Below are 17,071 nucleotides of genomic sequence, written 5' to 3'. Positions count from 1 at the left end.
TCAATCTTACAGGAGGACTACGTATCATGAAAAAAGTGAATGACATTCTTGAAGAAGCCATTTATGGAAAGCCAGAAATTAGACCACAGGAACGGAAATTGTTTCTCTCTACCATCTTAGAGCGTATTCATGTTGCTCTAACCATTAAGCAAGTGGTATCAGGATCTACCTACAAGCAGGTTGAAGACGTAATGAATACAAAAAAAGACCTCCACCTTTATATAAATGGACATCTTTCTTATCAGTTTTATTCCCGTTATACGAAGCTAGCTACAAAAGCAAATATCCCCTTTACAATTGTGACACCAACAGAAAAAATTCCAACTGGTCTTGTACTAGCCGATTCCCAATCTGCGCTATCACCGGCCGTCAACTCTGTCTTTATTGAAGACACCTTATACGAAAAAGATATGGCTGAATTTAATTAAGATTAACGATCCGGATCTCTCGGGTGTAATACAGAAGGGCGTCGATTTTTTAAAGGCATTGGCGCTCTAAATAAAACATCTCGCATCGCTCGATAATCAAATGGAATGAACGGCCATAAATAAGGCACATTGATCACAGACATACCCGTTAACAATAACAGCCAGAGTGTCAGGCTAATGATATAACCCGGTGCTCCAAAAAGAGCCGTAATGGCTAAAAACACGACCCGGATGATCCGATTAGCTAAACTAAGCTCATAACTTGGAGTGGCAAATGTACCGATTGCCGCCATGGATAAGTACAAGACGACTTCCGGAGAAAACAACCCTACATCGATGGCCACTTGCCCGATTAATAAGGCTGCAACTAAGCCTAATGCAGTCGCTAAAGCCGTCGGTGTATGGATGGATGCCATTCTCAACATCTCTATCCCAGTTTCGGCAATGAGAAATTGAACAATCAATGGAATCTGTCCGGATGTCTCAGCACCAACAAATGAAAGCGCAGGGGGCAATAAGTCCGGTGTGACAGCCAATAGATACCAAAGTGGTAGAAGAAATAAAGAGGCCCATACAGCAATAAAGCGCACCATTCGTTGAATAGCCCCAACTATAGGCTTCTGCCGGTATTCTTCTGCATGCTGTAAATGGTGCCAAAAGCTAATTGGGGTAATAACAGCACTTGGTGATCCATCAACTAACACAATGAGATGGCCCTCGTACAAATGAGTGGCACTAACATCTGGTCTTTCTGTATAGCGAACCAATGGATAGGGATTGTAGTGCTGACCAAACACAAATTCTTCAATTGATTTATCAGCCATTGGGAGACCATCCGTATGAATGTTCTGCAGGGCAGTATGTATCTTCTCTACATAGTCTGGATCGGCAATATCTTCAATATACATTATGGCCAAATCAGACTTTGAACGGCGCCCCACCTTGACGTACTTAACCCTCAACGTCCGATCCCTTACTCTTCTCCTAATAAGCGCCGCATTCATAACAATGGTTTCAACAAAACCATCTTTTGATCCTCTAATCACTTGTTCCGTATCTGGCTCTTCAGGTGACCGGACAGGGTATTCACGTGTGTCCATGATAATGACATGTTTAATACCCTCCACCAATAGGGCACATGGACCAGCTAGAACTTCCTCGATTACTTGATCAAGATCCTGTGCTTTTGAAAGCTCTACATACGGAATTACATGTTTGACTAGATAATCCTCTACATCTTTATCTGCTAATTCGTCTTCATCCAGATAGCGTAACTGCTTTTGAATCTCTGTAATTGCTGCATCCTTCCCAAAACCATCTACAAGAAATAGCGCCATCTTACGTCCACCATGGACTAGCTCCAGACAAATTAAATCAAAGCTTTCATCAACGGCAAGTTCTTTTTTTAGATAAGCTAGATTCTCATTAAAATCATCTGAGATTGGTGTTCCCTTATGCTCCATGTTATCACCCCTGTCCTTACACATTATTTGCAGATACTGCTACAAACATGTATAAAGCCCAAAGATGATAAAGAAGTTAGCCTTCCAATTCTTCTTGTAGATCGAGATACAGCTGTTCTTCTGGTTGTAATTCAAGGGCATCTTCCAATAGAGAACGCGCCTTTTCATCTTCTCCCTCGATCGCATAAGCAAGTGCTAGGTTATATATGGCTTCATGAAAATCAGGACGAATGTCTATCGCCTCTTCTAGCAATGGAATCGCTTCTTCAGCTCGATCTTCATTTAGGTAGATATAAGCCAAATAGAAATGAGCCTCTGGTTGGGTAATTTCGTTATCAAGGGCCCGTTCCAAATAAGGTATGGCTTCCTGTAGCTGGTCGTTTTCAATTCGTTCAGCGGCAATTTGTAAATCTGTTTCCGGCTGATACGCCAAATTTCTTTCCCCAGTGCTCCATAGAAAGATTGAGCCTGCTAGTATCGCCAACATTGCAATGTACCGCAACCAATGACTTTTTTGTTTAGGGAGTTGAACTACCGCAGCTGCTAAAAATCCACCTGCCAAGCCTCCAAGATGAGCACCCATGTCAATTCCTTGAACCATAAACCCCAAAGCTAAATTGATAGCAAGAATGACCATAACATTTGTGCCCATGGTCCGAAAGAAAAGTTCCCGGTGAATGATCCCAAAATAAAGCAAAGCCCCAAAACAACCAAATATAGCACCTGACGCCCCGGCAGACACTGCATCCATATAAGCAAAACTAGCTAAGGACCCTGTTAACCCAGCAATCATATACACAACAAAAAATCGAATAGACCCGTAAATCCGTTCCACAAGCGTACCTAAGAAATACAGAGCCAATGAATTCATAAATAAATGTAGAAAACCAATATGCAAAAACATCGAGCTAATCAGACGCCACCATTCGCCATCGACAATAGCTGGATTGTATTTAGCACCCCAGTCAATTAACGTTAAGGTAGAGGTACTTCCCCCAACATATTCTAACCAGATAAACATCAGAAAAATAGCTGTTAGCATGGTAAACGTGACCACTGGTTTTCCTCTGCTAAACGTCTTCTGCTCCTCATCATGCTTTGCTTTTACAAACTGCTTAACCGCATGCTGATAAGCTGCAACTTCTTGCTCATAGGCATCTTCAGATCCATCATTCTGGATTTCTGGGAGTTTATACTCTGCCAGCTCTCCTTGTAGAAGGTTCAGTTGACGTTGGTAATCACTATCCAAAAGAAATGTGTGCATCGACGTCTTTCCATTCGGATGCTTCATTCGTTCATTTATGATATATTCCCAGTCATCAACCGGCGGGAGCACAGCCACATAGATGTTATCCACGTGGAGGTTCTGCCTCTTTAGCTGCCTTCTTAATGGGTCTAGCTTTCGAAAAGTCAGATCCATTTCCTGCTTAAGGCGATTCGCCCAATCAAGATCTGTCCGAACCAACCGTATCATTTTTTTAGACTTAGATTTTTCATTTATTAACCATACTTCGTGATTTTGAAGAGATACAATACGATATTGCTGTTTGACAACTAACGTATAAACCAGTTTCCAATAATACGCATCATATTTTTTTACATTCATATCCGCACTCCTTAGAAGGAATCCTGCATTTATTTTCACATAAGTATAACAAGAGACTAGCTATAGTTAATAGTTAAAACACTCACAACATAAAGAAGTCTGATTATGAATGGGTCCCATCATAACCAGACTACGTTTCCTATTCCATTGAAGGTACGTTTTCTTTCTGAAAGACAATGCCAGACAATTTATCTCGAACAAAAGGAAGCTTAAGTGCCAAATGGATCACGGTTTTCCGAAGAAACTGATACTTAAAGATACTGTTAATCATTCGATATCTGTACGTAATAACAATGTACAATGCAGTAACAAGAGCTAGTACTGTCAATAGGTTACGAATATGAATCCCCTCCTTTTACATTACGATGTGAAAAAGGAAGCGATTTTATCCATTTGGTTAGACAAATTGCTCATTCTTTTCTATTTTATTCAGGTATCTAACTGCATCATCATATAGAATGTCATTCTTTTGCTTCTCGAAGACCCATAGAGAATCTTTATAATCATTAATCGCTTCTCGGTTTTCACCTAGTAAATATCGGCAATAACCCCTCTGAACATATAGTTCGCCAAGCATATACATAGAGCGAGCACGAATGACTTCATCAATTGCATCATCAATTAGGGAAAAAGCTTGTTTCGTTTGTTGAAGTTTCATATGCGTTTTACTGTGATGATAATGAATACGCACAAATAAAGTCAATTGAGATGGAGAAACCTGGTTAGAAATTGTTAATGCCTGACAAAACATTTGGTCAGCCTGTTGATGATTATTTTTGTCACTTTCAATAATAGCTTTTGAAACCAAAATCTCTGCCTCCATTGCGAAGTCAGGGCTCGATTGTTGAAGAGTAATTTGTTGTGCTTCATTAAGTGAAGCTAAGGCGACTCTTTCGCTATTCTCCAAATAATAATAACAGACACCATGTGCCCAAAGTATAAATTTTTTTAATGGATTGGTTTGAAATAAGGGATTATGTATCTCATGCTCAATTAAACGCATTGCTTGTTTGTACTGACTTTTTCTAATCATCCTAAGTATTTGATCACTTGAGTTTTGAGCGTCATTAAGAAGAGGCGCTTCATAGTCTGAGAAAAAGTAATTAGCATCGACACCAAGACGCATAGCCAATTGATGAACAATAATAGACGTAGGTTGGATTTCTCCTTTTTCTATTTTGCTTATTGTTGCCTGGGAACAAATATCAAGTGCTAACTCCTTCTGAGTGAATTGATGGTATAACCTTAATTCACGTACTTTTTCCCCCATTTGACGAAACATAAAAATCCCCCCTTAAACCCAGTTATACTTCATAGTATACCACTAGGTTCATATATAGGAACTTGTTTTAATTGAATAAACAAAAAATACGCACAAATTGTAATTTGTACGTATTCCATCAACTATCTATCCGTTTCACTTAGTTCCCAATGTAGCGACTAAAGAGACTTTTTGCTCTACTAATCTCTTCCGTTCCCTGAACAAGTACTCTACCATCAGGAAACATAACCATTCTTTCACCTTCGAACAAATGTATTCGAATTAGAAATGGTGTTTTCTTTAATTCACTTACGACCGGTTTTAGTCGTTCACTCCACTCATCCAGATCAATTGGAACCCCTCGATTAATTTGTACGGTTTCACGACCACACATCGTTGTAGCTTCATCACTCGCTTTGTACAAGTGCGGAAATTCATTCAGCTGGCAAGTGGGACAGTTAGATTTGGCCTTCAAGATAGAAATCTGATGCTGTCTATTATTCCAGACATCCGTAGACATAAGAACATGATTGAGCTTCTCGTGACTACCAGTTAACCACTTTAACGTTTCTATGCTTTGCATAGACGCAACCATATCTACAATAGGACTAATTACTCCTACTGTATCACATGTCTCTCCTGATGAACTACCTGATCCAATCAAACAAGATAAACAAGCTGTTTCCCCGGGGATGAATAACCCCGTTAGACCAGATGCTCCAACTACTCCACCATATGCAAAAGGAATCCCTAATTTAAAGCACGCATCATTAAGCAAAAAACGCGTTTGAAAATTATCTGTACCATCTAATACAATATCGATACCTTGAAGTAGCTCCATAATATTTTGTGGATTCACATCTGCAACCGTAGAGGTAATCTTAATTGTTGAATTAATTTTACTTAGCTTCGCTTTAGCTGCTTCAGCTTTCGGAAGGTGATCACGAACATCATCTTCATCATATAACATTTGCCTCTGTAGATTACTCATCTCCACATAGTCACGATCTACCATACTTACGTGCCCTATTCCAGCACGAACAAGATGATTCGCAATGGCTGTGCCTAGTGCTCCCATTCCAACAATGAGGACGGATGCTCCAGCTAATTTAGATTGACCATCTTGACCTATTCCTGAAAACAATATCTGTCTTGAATAACGTTCATTAATCGTATCCATTTGACTCACTCCACACTACAGAATCATATAAGAAAACCCAGCACCCGTTACTGCTCCCATTAAAGTACATAGTGCATTAACCGTGTCGTTTGTGACCCATGTCAATCCACTTTTGTGAACCGTTTCTTCTTGACAATGCAACTGTTTTTCCGTAGATTCTCCACATATTTCACAGGTATATGTCACTTGAATCGTCGCACCAAAAACAGTATCTGCTATATTACCAACAAATCCTGCCACTATAATCCCACATATCAATGGAAATTGCCATTCAACTGCTTCACTATGAACAAACAACGCTCCACATGCAATCACAGCACTTCCGGCCACTGCAGACAATGTCCCTAAAAGTGTCACTGCACCAGACGTACCTGCTTCAACTCGTTTAAACGTTAACACATGAAACGGTCTGGATTTGCTTAGTTTTCCAATTTCCGAAGCCCATGTATCAGAGTTAGCTGCGGCAAGACTTGCGATGAAGGCTGCCTGGTATGTGATAGAAGGCTCCATCGCATGTAATAAGGCAATAATGGCCGCTACTCCACCATTTGCAAGTACCTGCATAGCGTCTCTCTTACTACCCTTAGCTTCAACTGCTGCCCCTGAATTCGTTCTGAATATCGAACTTAATGCCGAAGAGCTCACAAAAAATAGAGCTAAGATGATCAATCCACCTAATCCCATGCCTAAAGCAATCGAAAATCCAACTAAAATAGACGTAAGAGCCCCCGATTTTGAGAGTTTTTTCAGCTTGTATGCAGCTACAGCTAGCAAGACAACCCCAATATATAAGAGTACGGTCATTTTAGGACCCCCATCGTAGACACAAGATGATGAATGAGTGAATCATGCGCTTCTATTGGAATAGAATCAATATGTTGTTCAGGAAATAGTAAGGAAACCGTTGTTCCCTCGAAGTAAGGGAGGTAACGATCGTAATATCCTCCCCCAAGTCCTAATCGATGTCCCTCATCAGTAAAAGCCACTCCGGGGACAATCATCAAATCAATTTCAGAAGGTAATCTATGTATAGTTAAAGATGGTATGGGTTCTCTTAATTGAAAGATGGTTTCTTCAAGTTGTTGTGTAGTGTCCACTTCATAGAAGCGCATCTCTCTCGTCTCTTTATTTATACGAGGCAAAACGACCTTTTTGCCCTCCTGCCACGCTCTATCAATAATGGGTTCTGTGTCCACTTCAGGCATCCTAGAAACTGTTAGTGCAACTGTTCTCGCTTTCTTCCAATAAGGTTGCTGATAAAGTGTATGTGCAATGAGTTCGGATAGCTGTTGATGATCTTCCATTGAAAGTGTAGAAAGCTTATTCAACACAGCTGACCGAATACGCTGCTTCTCCGATTTCATTCAACCCGTTCCCCTTTACTTTTGGAATCAAAAAAAAATAAGCAGCGAAAATCGCCTGCTTATTTTGTCTCGCGGTGAAGTGTGTGGCGCTTAAGGCGCGGGCTATACTTTTTAAGCTCAATACGTTCAGGGTTTGTTCGCTTGTTTTTAGAAGTGATGTACGTACGATCACCAGTTTCCGTGCAAGCAAGAGTAACTTGTACACGCATAAATTTATCCCTCCAAACATTCCTTACTTTCATACTTGATTATGATAGCAAATCGCAGGTAACTAATCAAGTGTTTTTTCTTTACACTGCCTATATTCATTAAATAAATTCATTTTTGATGTGAAAATGGGCGTCTTCAAGCTCTGAAAGGCTTTGATTGTGAACGACCCACATGGCACCTTTTAATTCCTGATTCTCTTTAATGTTCATCTCGATAACAATCATACTCTCTGCTGAGCCAACAGCAAGTGGTGAGAAACGAATCGTCCCTAACTCGTTGTTCCAGTTTTTATCGAATGATCCCGCTTCATATCGAACAGGAACATCCTCATCGAAACGCGCTGCTACTAGAGTACTTATATGTTCCTGGTGATGTATAAGAGCTCGCTCTTCTGGTACGTAGAATGTCGTCTGATCATCTGAATTAGGTAGAAGAGATTGTTGATGTAGAAGTAACTTAAAAGACTTGGGTGAATTCGATTGATTTTTAATTGTTAGCATTCTTATGAATCCAAAATCCAATTCATCAGGACGATCAAACGCCGTAATTAGTAAGTGCTGCTGACGATGATAAGCATGACTCACTAATAAGGAATCTCTTTGGTAGTATCCAGGATACAGATCCCATTCATTCGCCGAAAACCATGATGTTCCTTGCTCTGTCCAAATGCCAAGCCTCGTCTTCGGTACTGCTAGATCACCTTTATGTTTTAACATTGCTTGTCGATTCGATCCCAGCTTCAGATGTCCATCGACACTAAACGTCGCGCTTGTCTCCATAGCTGTTGGTTGAATTCGAGATAAGTGTCTTTCTTCACTCCATAAAAAATGTTCTGTGCGAATGGGATTCATTGTAAGCACTCCTTTTCCTATTTTAGTTGACTGATAAAGATTTTGTAGTAAGTATATTTGTAAGTTCCACACTTGTGAGCTCTGCTGTTCTTTTCCAATTAAACGTCTCATTTGCATAAGCTTTTGCTTTCTGACCAAGTCTACTAATGTCCTCTGGATGCTCCAGTAACTTCTCAAGCTCTTGTGCCAGACACTTAGCATCTCCTGGTGGAACATGAATGCCTGTATGATGATGAGAGATCAATTCTTCCAATCCTCCTACTTTTGAAGCGATCACTGCTTTTCCTGCACTCATAGCTTCAAGGGCAGATAAACCAAACGGTTCATACAAACTAGGTACAACAACAATATCTGACCTTTGCATACTCATTAAACATTCATCTGGATTCATAAATCCTACAAATGTAACCACGCTGGTTAACTTATATTCTTGTACCTTTTGTAAGAGCATTTCTTTATACGGTCCCTCTCCCGCTATGGATACATGAAAACCATCAACTCTATCGTTTATTAAATGAAGTGCTTCTAAGAGATACTGAAAGCCTTTCTCAGGAACTAAGCGTCCAAAGCAAAATACATCGAGTTCTTTTCTCTTTTCAACTTTATTCGTATCATCCGTTGATTGAACAAGCCTTGACGCATTCGGAATAATCAAAATTTTCACTTTAGAAATTAAATAATAGTGTGTGAGTTCTTTTCTCATTGATTCACTACAAACAATAATTCGTTTGGCTTCTTGCATTAGCCGTAGCTCTTTGGTTTGTATCAGCTTTTGTCTAGAAGATAATACTCCTTTATTCCGACCGTATTCAGTCGCATGAATGGTAGCAAGAAGTGGCAAAGAAAGCTTATGCTTTAGGCCGATAGCAGCAACGCCTACTAACCAGTCGTGTGCATGAATAACATCAATCCTTCGGTACTTAGCTAGCTCTTCTGCTGCCTTTACCATGGCAAAATTTAAGCCACCTATCCAATCATCAAAACTTGCCGCTTCTGGTTGTAAGCTTTGTACTCGGTGAACGAATACACCACCCTCTTCTTGATAATCGGGTTGACCACTGACGTGACTAGTTAACACGTGTACTTCATAGCCTTTCTTACTTAAAGCTTGCGCCAGCTCGTATACATGGATTGAAAGTCCACCTGCAATGACAGGAGGGTATTCCCAACTTAGCATAAGAATAACCGGCTCGTTATTCTGCCTTGCCTTAACGACAGGTAGTGTTGTCTCATGTAAGAAGGCTGAACCGCGTAATTCCTTTAGAAAAGGGAAAGCTCTTTGTGCTTTTGTTAAATCCCCTTGAGATAGAGTACCCGTACTATAACTGGTTAATAGTTTTTCAAAACGTTGTTTGTGTTCCCTCAAACGTGACTCTGCATATTGAGACGCTGTATCCCCATCCATAATAAATGCCCAGTCGCTACTCGTCGCTAACATCCATTCGCGTAGAAGTTGCTTAAATATTTGTTGTTCATAATCCGTCGCTTCGTTTTCAAATCGTTTAGATAATGTAAGAAGTGTTTCTTCCATTTGATGAAAAATTGGATAGATCCATGAGTTAGATTCATTTAACCAGACACTTCCGTAGCCATCTCGTCCCCATGTAGTAAAGGATATATTTACAGATTGCAAATCCCTATGATGCATCTCTAAATACTGTTCAGGCGTTGTCCATTTTAATATGTCCACTGACGCAGTGAGCAAGTATTCAATCCAGGTCGGTCCTTCAAACCACCAATGTCCAAACAGTTCTGCATCAAAAGGGGTCATCATTAAATATGGAGGAAAACTCTGATCGCCAAAATTCTCAATTTGTTCAACTATCTTATGGATAAAGTGATCCGCATGCTCTTTGGCACGATGGTTAGCAATTTTCGGTTCATAATGGTCTTTTTTCTCTTGACTCCCTGTTATGCGGTTAAATTTCAAACCCGTGTCTAAGCGAATTCCTTCAGGGTGCATATGGGGTTTTATGTAAGACCACTCTCGTTCGTAAGCGACGTCTCGATAAAACTCCCTGTACCAATCATCGCCAGGATACCCGTCCGTTGAACTCCATACTTGAGCCGATAACACTGTATGTCGAGGAAATAATGCAACTCCATACTGACTAAATACCGGTGCACCACTTCTTTTATCCGGGATTGGCCGGGCTGATAATAAAGCGTGTTCATCTACAAAGGTATACCTTATTCCTTCTTCAGCAAGTATCTTGTCCACTCTTTCATTAAATGCACATTCAGGTACCCAGAATCCACCGGGACGGGATCCAAAGTATTTCTCAAAACAATAGATGCCTTCTTGAATTTGAAGTCGTACTCCTTCCTCAGACATCAGATAAGGAAGAAACGTATGAGTGGCCGATGATGTTATACACGTGATTATTCCTCTTTGATGAAGATCAACAAAAGCATCGAGGATATTACCTTCCCACTTTTTTATAAAGTCTCTAATTAAGGCATATCGTTTTCTATAAAAATCTAGCAACTGATCTGTCACATTATGTTGTTTCTTAAACCGCTGCTCTTTTTTTAATAATTTTTCAGTATTCTTTAAATAATTGAGGTACCTTTTTTTTAATAATGAATCTGCAAGCATTTCCATTAAAGGAGGTGATAAAGAAATGGTTACTGCTTGAGTAACATTCGAGCGATCAATGGCATCAAGTAGTGGAATGTAGGATTCCGTTATGGCTTCAAACAACCAATTCTGCTCTAACCTATGATCCTCCTCATGCCTGACATATGGTAGATGGGCATGTAGGACCAGTGAGTAATATCCTTCTTTCATCACAACACTCCTTTCTTAGTCGCTATTCATAAAATGTATAGGCACTAAAATGTCTATGCCAATTCTCCTCAACATCGCTTATTTCCTTCCAATCTAACTCATTTTCACTACGTGCTGTTTGATGAATCTTCGAATTGGGTGTTTGCACAGGGTCTGTGCGAAACAATGGGATAAATTGAGATTCTTCAGCTCCTACTCCAAACTCCGCTAAATAAGAACGATTGCACTCTAACCCATGAAAGTGCCAATTATTAGTCATCTCAGGTAACGTAACTTCTAGAAATTTGTGTGAGTAGGTACCTTTGTAGATCATATCTGTGACATCATGTAATCTAATTTTTTTACTTAATTGATCCCACCGCTTGCCAAAATGTAGAGTAACCATATCCCTAGTCTCTTTTTGGATAGTGAAGTTCATGGTTAAGTTATAAGGTCCTTGAACAAGTAAAAATACTTGATCGGTTTCTACCCATTTATTCATAGGCGTCCAAGAGATTAGCCGCTTTGCTTCAATTTGATTATCATGTAACGCACGCTTGATTAAGAAGGGTCGAGCTAAGCGACTGGCATTAGCTGCTGAATATAACGATAGAACAAACTTTCGCTTTAACTGATCTGCCATACTCTTGTCCCTTCTTTCTAGTAGTAAGCATTTTGCTATGCTTCAAGTAGTGATTAAATCATATCGCTTGCACTCATTATGAACAAGAAGGGTAAATTGTCTTAATTTGTCTTAAGTCAGTAAAGGCAGGCAGACACTACAAAAAAAATTCAAACTTACTCGTTTCGAAGCCAACTACTGCTTTCATATGTGACATTTCAACTAATTATCACCCTTTTCTCTATAAAAATTGTTGAATCGATCGAAATGTCTCGAAAACACATGTATAATAGGAACGATTCAACTATGTAAGGAGGCGTTAACATGATGATGGAATGGACATTAGCTAGTCTGCTAGGAATAGCCGTATTGCTAATCATACTGTCCTTCTTTCGCAAAGAAAGAAATTCCAAGTATGAACAACAAATTGAGAACATGTCAATTTCATTCATGCAGGAGATTTATCAGTTAAAAAATCAGATTCGAACGTTAGAACTAGATGCGGAAATTATTGCACAACATACACCGCTTGCTACCCGTTCTGAAACACAACTGCAAATTATGAGAGATGTTCTAGATTTGCACAAACGAGGTTATTCATCTGAAGGAATTGCTTCCGAAACAGGCTTAACTTCAATGGAAGTAGATCGTGTTCTCTCCCCTTTTCTCGACCGTCCTGAAGAAGGTAAAAAGGTGATGACACATGGCTAATTCTCTAAGAAGCTTTTCCATTGGATTATTGGTTGCAACCGTTTCGTGTGGAGTTGTTTATTACGTAGGGGGTTCTGATCAACTGGCTGATGGAGTTCAGGCTGAAGAAGACATCACCAATGATGAAATGATCCTACAGCTTGAAAATGAAGGCTATCTCGTTCGTAATTCTGTAGAGTGGGAAGATGAACTGAATACAGTAATCGACACAACCCGCCAAGAAGTTGAAGCTGAGTATGCTGAATTAGAAGAAGCTGATGAGGAAGAAGAAGGTCAGGAAGAAGAGGAAGAACCTGCTGAAGAAGAGGAAGCTCAGGAAGAAGAAAGTGTCTTTCTATTGATCATTCGCAATGGTATGACAAGCTTTGATGTAGCAGATGAGCTCATTCGTGGCAACATCATTGATAATAAGCAAGAATTTGTTGTCCAAGCAGAGCAACAAAATTTAGCTGGCTTTCTGAAGCCTGGCGCCTATGAAATTACAAGTGGAATGTCTACTGCTGACATCTTTGCTTTAATTACATAAGTAGACTCTAAACCTTATTATTCGTCAATAACTACTCATATCCTTCAATTATTTTAAAAAACCAGCGGAAATTTAATTCCGCTGGTTTTTTTCTATCTATTAAATGACTCCAATCGCCATTGCAATAAGGACAAGTACGACACTGAAAGCCCACATCCATAAAAACGAATAACGAATATGCTTACCCATCTCAGCGCCAGCAAGACCAATACCAAGCCATAATGCTGGAGAGAACGGACTAACAAACGTTCCAATAACATTTCCGATTAACATGGCGTAAGCTGTAGATGCTGATGATACTCCGTATTCAGTTGTAATTCCATCCACAATCGGAAGTAGCGCAAAATAATATGCATCTGTGCTTGTTAATAAATCTAATGGTACACCAAGAAGACCGATAATAATGTGAAGATAAGGAACGACCATAGCAGGTAGAATAGCTACCATAGATAAGGCAATGGATTCAAGCATGCCTGTCTCCCGAATAATACCTAAAAACACTCCTGCTGCGAGAATAACCGATGCCATAGACAAAGCACTTGGTGCATGCACCTTGATACGATCCATTTGCATATTTACATTTGGATAGTTCACCACAAGAACAACACTTAATGCAACCATAAAGATTAAACCAGGCTCCCAAGTAGCCTCAAGAAGAGCTGCTACGGTTAGAAGTAGAATAACTAGATTGACGATCATTAATTTAGGACGAAGCAAGCTTTTCTCTTCATCACTCATTGTAGCCGCCTGTTCTTGCATAGATACATTGGAATAATTCTGCTCTGATTCTTTAATTTCTCCATTTGCAAACTTACGAGCAATCCGTCGCTTTTCTCGAATCCCTAAGAAAAAGGCTAGAATAATAACCATTACCAAACCAATGATTTGAACAGGAATCAATGGACGCCAGACATCAGCTGGCGTTTCTCCAAGAACAGACGCCACACGTCCTGTTGGTCCCGCCCATGGTACCATGTTCATTACAGATGCACTCGTTGCGATAATTAATAGCAACAAATACCGACTCATATGCAGCTTCTTGTAGAGCGGTAATAACGCCGGAATCGTAAATAAGAATGTAGTCGCACCAGCCCCATCTAAATGGGCTACAGCTCCTACAATGGCCGTACAGGTCGCAACGGTTACAACGTTCCCCTTTGATACCTTTATTAGTCCTGAAATTAAAGGATTAAATAAACCAGCATCCTGTAAAATCCCGAAAAAGAGAATGGCAAAAATAAACATAATCACAACATTCATCACTGTACCTATTCCCGATTCAAAAAACGTCGCAATCTCTGTTGGACTAAAACCAGCAGCAAATGCCCCAATAATTGGAATTAACACCATACCCACAACGGGACTAATTTTGCCCCACATTAATAGTCCAACGATTGTTATAATAATAAGTAGTCCAATAATAGTTAACATTCTAAAATCCTCCTGCTCTCCATACTTCCACCTTAAATTGGAAGCGCTTTAATTTATCTTTCACTCACTGTAACCGATTTCATATAAGCATTACAATTTACGCCGATAAAAACCATAAAAATGATTAACGTGAGACGAATGTCGATATTGGTACATGTTATTCAATAAAAAAAGCCGCTCCATTTGATATGGAACGACCTACAATTTATTAAGCTATGAATCTATTCAACTTCAGGATCTGTGTCAACATCTTCAAGAACTGTATCGACATCTTCTGGACCTTCACGGTTTTCGTTGATTTCGAAGTAGCTAGTGAGCATTTTTGAAGTGATTTGCTGAACGATATTTGCGTTTCCATCTCTTGCATATACGCCAGGCACCACCACATTAAATGCAATTTGAGGATTATCAGTAGGTGCATAACCAACAATAGTCTGATTGTTACCTTTTGCCCCATTAACAGTTACCTGAGCTGTACCTGTTTTTGCAGCTACGTCAGGGAATTCATCTGTAAACTGGACTCTAGGTACATCTCCTTGATTATTGACGAGGTGACGTCCCGTGCCTTGTTGTCCATAAACTACACGCCTTAACCCATTTTTCACTAACTGAATTTCATCTTTATCTACATCTAGTTGATTCAAAACTTCAGGCTTGAATTGCGTAACAATTGCACCATCTTCTCCGTTAGTAGATGCTTCACGAATTTCCGACACAAGATGAGGTCTCATTCGTTGTCCATCGTTTGCAATGGTTGAGATATACTGTACCATTTGTAAAGGTGTATACGTATCGTATTGTCCAATAAAATAGTCCATCAAGGTCCCGCCATTTCTATTATCACCCTCATAACCTGTTGATACATTTGGTAGGTCAATACCTGGGTTAACCCCTAAACCAAACTGATTAAAATTATATCGAGCTTTTTCATACCCATCTCTAATTGCGTTCAGATCACGGAATGGAGCCCCAGCTTGATATTCATGCTGTGCCAAGCGCATGGCAATATAGTACATGTAAACGTTAGAAGACCGTTCCAATGCCGTAAGATAATTTACGTTCCCCATTGATCTTCCACCAATTGAGCTTTTCTGAGGTGTATCTTTAATATTAAGTGGTTGATCATAAATAACAGAACTTGGATTCATTACTCCCGTTTCAAAACCAGTTAAAACAGATGCTGCCTTCACAGAGGAGCCCATTTCAAATTGATCATTTACTACACCGGTATCATTTACTTTAACTGCATCAGGATTGGATGGATCATCCTTATAACCGGCCATTGAAATAATCTCACCTGTTTGAGGATTCATCATGATAGCATATGCCTCACGATTATCAATAAATGCTCCAGCATTAGCTCTCACAGTACTTTCCAAAATTTCTTCAAGTTGTTGCTGCATTTCCATATCAATCGTTAGTACTAAGTCATTGCCACGGCTTCCTGGCTTCTCATTGACTGTGTTTTCTGTAACCGAGCCATTTCTAGTTGAGCTTCTTTCTATCTCAGCTTTTTGACCACGCAGCACATCTTCGTATTGAGCCTCTAAGTAGCTGTTTCCAACTAAATCAGAGCGATCATATCCTCTCGCTAGATACGAATCAATACTTTCAGCTGGAATTGTGCTTGTATTTCCAAGGATGTTTCTGAACGTATCACCATAGGTATAGCTCCGGCGTGAGTCACGTAGGATTTCAACTCCTGGAAGTTTGTCTAGATTTTCAGACACTTTATGCGCCTCTTCATCCGTAACAGCTCGTTTGATACGTTGAGGCGAACCTGCGTAACCACGGGTCATTTCACGGTAAATGGCAATGACCTCAAGTTCCTCATCAGAGATGGTATTTAACTGTTCGTCTCCAATTTGGTTAATAATCTCCTGGTACTCTTCGCCTGGTTCCATATCAGACGTATCAATGCCATCTAGTAAAGCTTTTCGTTCTTCTTCTTCTGAGTTCTCGTACCAATAATCTTTTCGATCTCGTTCAGTAATTTTCTCAGTATCTACTTCAATCATATCCACTAATTCATTAGCAATTCGTAACATTTCTTGCGTTTTCGTTTGCGATGATTGCTCGGTTGGATTAGTGTACGTGACCGACAGCTCCATCTCATTATCAACTACGGTATAACCGTAACGGTCGTACATGACACCTCGTGGAGCATCAATTCGTGCCGTTTGATTAGCCGTTTGTGTCAGTTCCTTTTCATACTCTTCCCCTTGTACAATCTGTACAACACCCAATCGAAGAATCAATGCTGAAAATAACAGAAAGACGATCAAAAATAGAACATTTAATCGAACCGGGACATGACGACGTTTCTTGTTCTTTTTCCCCATATTTTCCGCTCCCTTATCTCTATATGTATACATACCAATAGACACCTCAACAAGGGTGTCTGGATTCACTACTTTGTCACAATTCTATTTAAAATTAATTCCCCGCGTATGCCGTTACTCCCATCGTTCAAGAACCTACTACTCGCAGGTGGGTGCCCGCAGAGCTTTTTTCAGTGTCCGCACGAAGCGGCATACTGTCTAAAGATCAATATAAGGCTCCCTTTTCTTGATTAAGGTTCAAAACAAAAATGAAGCTCACGGACATGGCAGGTGAATAGATAAATTATAGCATATAGAACGGCGCTG

15 protein-coding genes and 1 other RNA gene are annotated in these 17,071 nt (G+C 39.9%); 3 read left to right on the top strand and 13 right to left on the bottom strand.

The features are described from left to right. Nucleotides 1–26: 26 nt before the first annotated feature. The gene (locus J2S05_RS01955; RefSeq protein ID WP_306979381.1) at nt 27–428 is read left to right on the top strand and encodes a YueI family protein; all 402 of its coding nucleotides are present in this window, start codon (nt 27–29) and stop codon (nt 426–428) included. Between the two features lie 2 nt (nt 429–430). Here the strand turns inward: J2S05_RS01955 and J2S05_RS01950 are convergent, their stop codons facing one another. The 10 genes from J2S05_RS01950 to J2S05_RS01905 all read right to left on the bottom strand — a co-directional run bounded on the left by J2S05_RS01950 (nt 431) and on the right by J2S05_RS01905 (nt 11,776). Continuing rightward, the gene (locus J2S05_RS01950) at nt 431–1,891 is read right to left on the bottom strand and encodes a spore germination protein (protein ID WP_306979378.1); all 1,461 of its coding nucleotides are present in this window, start codon (nt 1,889–1,891) and stop codon (nt 431–433) included. A gap of 76 nt (nt 1,892–1,967) precedes the next feature. Further along, on the bottom strand, nt 1,968–3,497 hold the full coding sequence (locus tag J2S05_RS01945; RefSeq protein WP_306979375.1) for a rhomboid family protein: 1,530 nt from the start codon (nt 3,495–3,497) through the stop codon (nt 1,968–1,970). A gap of 397 nt (nt 3,498–3,894) precedes the next feature. After that, a complete protein-coding gene (locus J2S05_RS01940) occupies nt 3,895–4,779 on the bottom strand; it encodes a helix-turn-helix domain-containing protein (protein ID WP_306979373.1) in 885 nt (294 codons plus the stop codon). A 139-nt stretch (nt 4,780–4,918) separates the two neighbouring features. Next, nucleotides 4,919–5,938, bottom strand: a complete 1,020-nt coding sequence (locus J2S05_RS01935) for a ThiF family adenylyltransferase (protein WP_306979371.1) — start codon at nt 5,936–5,938, stop codon at nt 4,919–4,921. Nucleotides 5,939–5,953: 15 nt separating this feature from the next. Then, nucleotides 5,954–6,742 (bottom strand): DUF92 domain-containing protein, encoded by a 789-nt coding sequence (locus J2S05_RS01930; RefSeq protein ID WP_306979369.1) that lies wholly within the window; start codon nt 6,740–6,742, stop codon nt 5,954–5,956. Further along, nucleotides 6,739–7,302 (bottom strand): 5-formyltetrahydrofolate cyclo-ligase, encoded by a 564-nt coding sequence (locus tag J2S05_RS01925; RefSeq protein ID WP_306979367.1) that lies wholly within the window; start codon nt 7,300–7,302, stop codon nt 6,739–6,741. Before J2S05_RS01925 ends, J2S05_RS01930 begins: the two co-directional genes overlap by 4 nt. Before the next feature lie 59 nt (nt 7,303–7,361). Continuing rightward, on the bottom strand, nt 7,362–7,511 hold the full coding sequence (gene rpmG / locus J2S05_RS01920; protein ID WP_054712094.1) for a 50S ribosomal protein L33: 150 nt from the start codon (nt 7,509–7,511) through the stop codon (nt 7,362–7,364). A 99-nt stretch (nt 7,512–7,610) separates the two neighbouring features. Next, on the bottom strand, nt 7,611–8,363 hold the full coding sequence (locus tag J2S05_RS01915; protein WP_306979364.1) for a hypothetical protein: 753 nt from the start codon (nt 8,361–8,363) through the stop codon (nt 7,611–7,613). Between the two features lie 22 nt (nt 8,364–8,385). Continuing rightward, a complete protein-coding gene (locus tag J2S05_RS01910; RefSeq protein WP_306979362.1) occupies nt 8,386–11,154 on the bottom strand; it encodes a 1,4-alpha-glucan branching protein domain-containing protein in 2,769 nt (922 codons plus the stop codon). Nucleotides 11,155–11,176: 22 nt separating this feature from the next. After that, a complete protein-coding gene (locus tag J2S05_RS01905) occupies nt 11,177–11,776 on the bottom strand; it encodes a DUF4912 domain-containing protein (protein WP_306979361.1) in 600 nt (199 codons plus the stop codon). A gap of 303 nt (nt 11,777–12,079) precedes the next feature. Here J2S05_RS01905 and J2S05_RS01900 point away from each other — a divergent pair, with 303 nt between their 5' ends. Next, entirely contained in the window at nt 12,080–12,466 is a 387-nt protein-coding gene (locus J2S05_RS01900) for a hypothetical protein (RefSeq protein WP_306979360.1), read from the top strand. Beyond that, nucleotides 12,459–12,992: a hypothetical protein gene (locus J2S05_RS01895; protein ID WP_306979358.1), complete on the top strand. Its 534-nt coding sequence runs from the start codon at nt 12,459–12,461 to the stop codon at nt 12,990–12,992. The genes J2S05_RS01900 and J2S05_RS01895 overlap by 8 nt, the downstream gene beginning before the upstream one ends. 99 nt (nt 12,993–13,091) lie before the next feature. On the opposite strand, the gene J2S05_RS01890 is transcribed toward J2S05_RS01895, so the two are convergent. The 3 genes from J2S05_RS01890 to ssrS all read right to left on the bottom strand — a co-directional run bounded on the left by J2S05_RS01890 (nt 13,092) and on the right by ssrS (nt 17,041). Then, nucleotides 13,092–14,423, bottom strand: a complete 1,332-nt coding sequence (locus J2S05_RS01890) for a CitMHS family transporter (RefSeq protein WP_306979356.1) — start codon at nt 14,421–14,423, stop codon at nt 13,092–13,094. A 221-nt stretch (nt 14,424–14,644) separates the two neighbouring features. Further along, entirely contained in the window at nt 14,645–16,798 is a 2,154-nt protein-coding gene (locus J2S05_RS01885) for a peptidoglycan D,D-transpeptidase FtsI family protein (protein WP_306979354.1), read from the bottom strand. A 62-nt stretch (nt 16,799–16,860) separates the two neighbouring features. Next, a non-coding RNA gene (gene ssrS, locus J2S05_RS01880) (6S RNA) lies at nt 16,861–17,041 on the bottom strand. Nucleotides 17,042–17,071 lie beyond the last annotated feature (30 nt).

The organism is Alkalicoccobacillus murimartini (assembly GCF_030813245.1).
Taxonomy (GTDB): domain Bacteria; phylum Bacillota; class Bacilli; order Bacillales; family Bacillaceae_D; genus Alkalicoccobacillus; species Alkalicoccobacillus murimartini.
The sequence above is the reverse complement of the archived record's forward strand: the minus strand, read 5'-3'. Positions and strand labels throughout refer to the sequence as shown.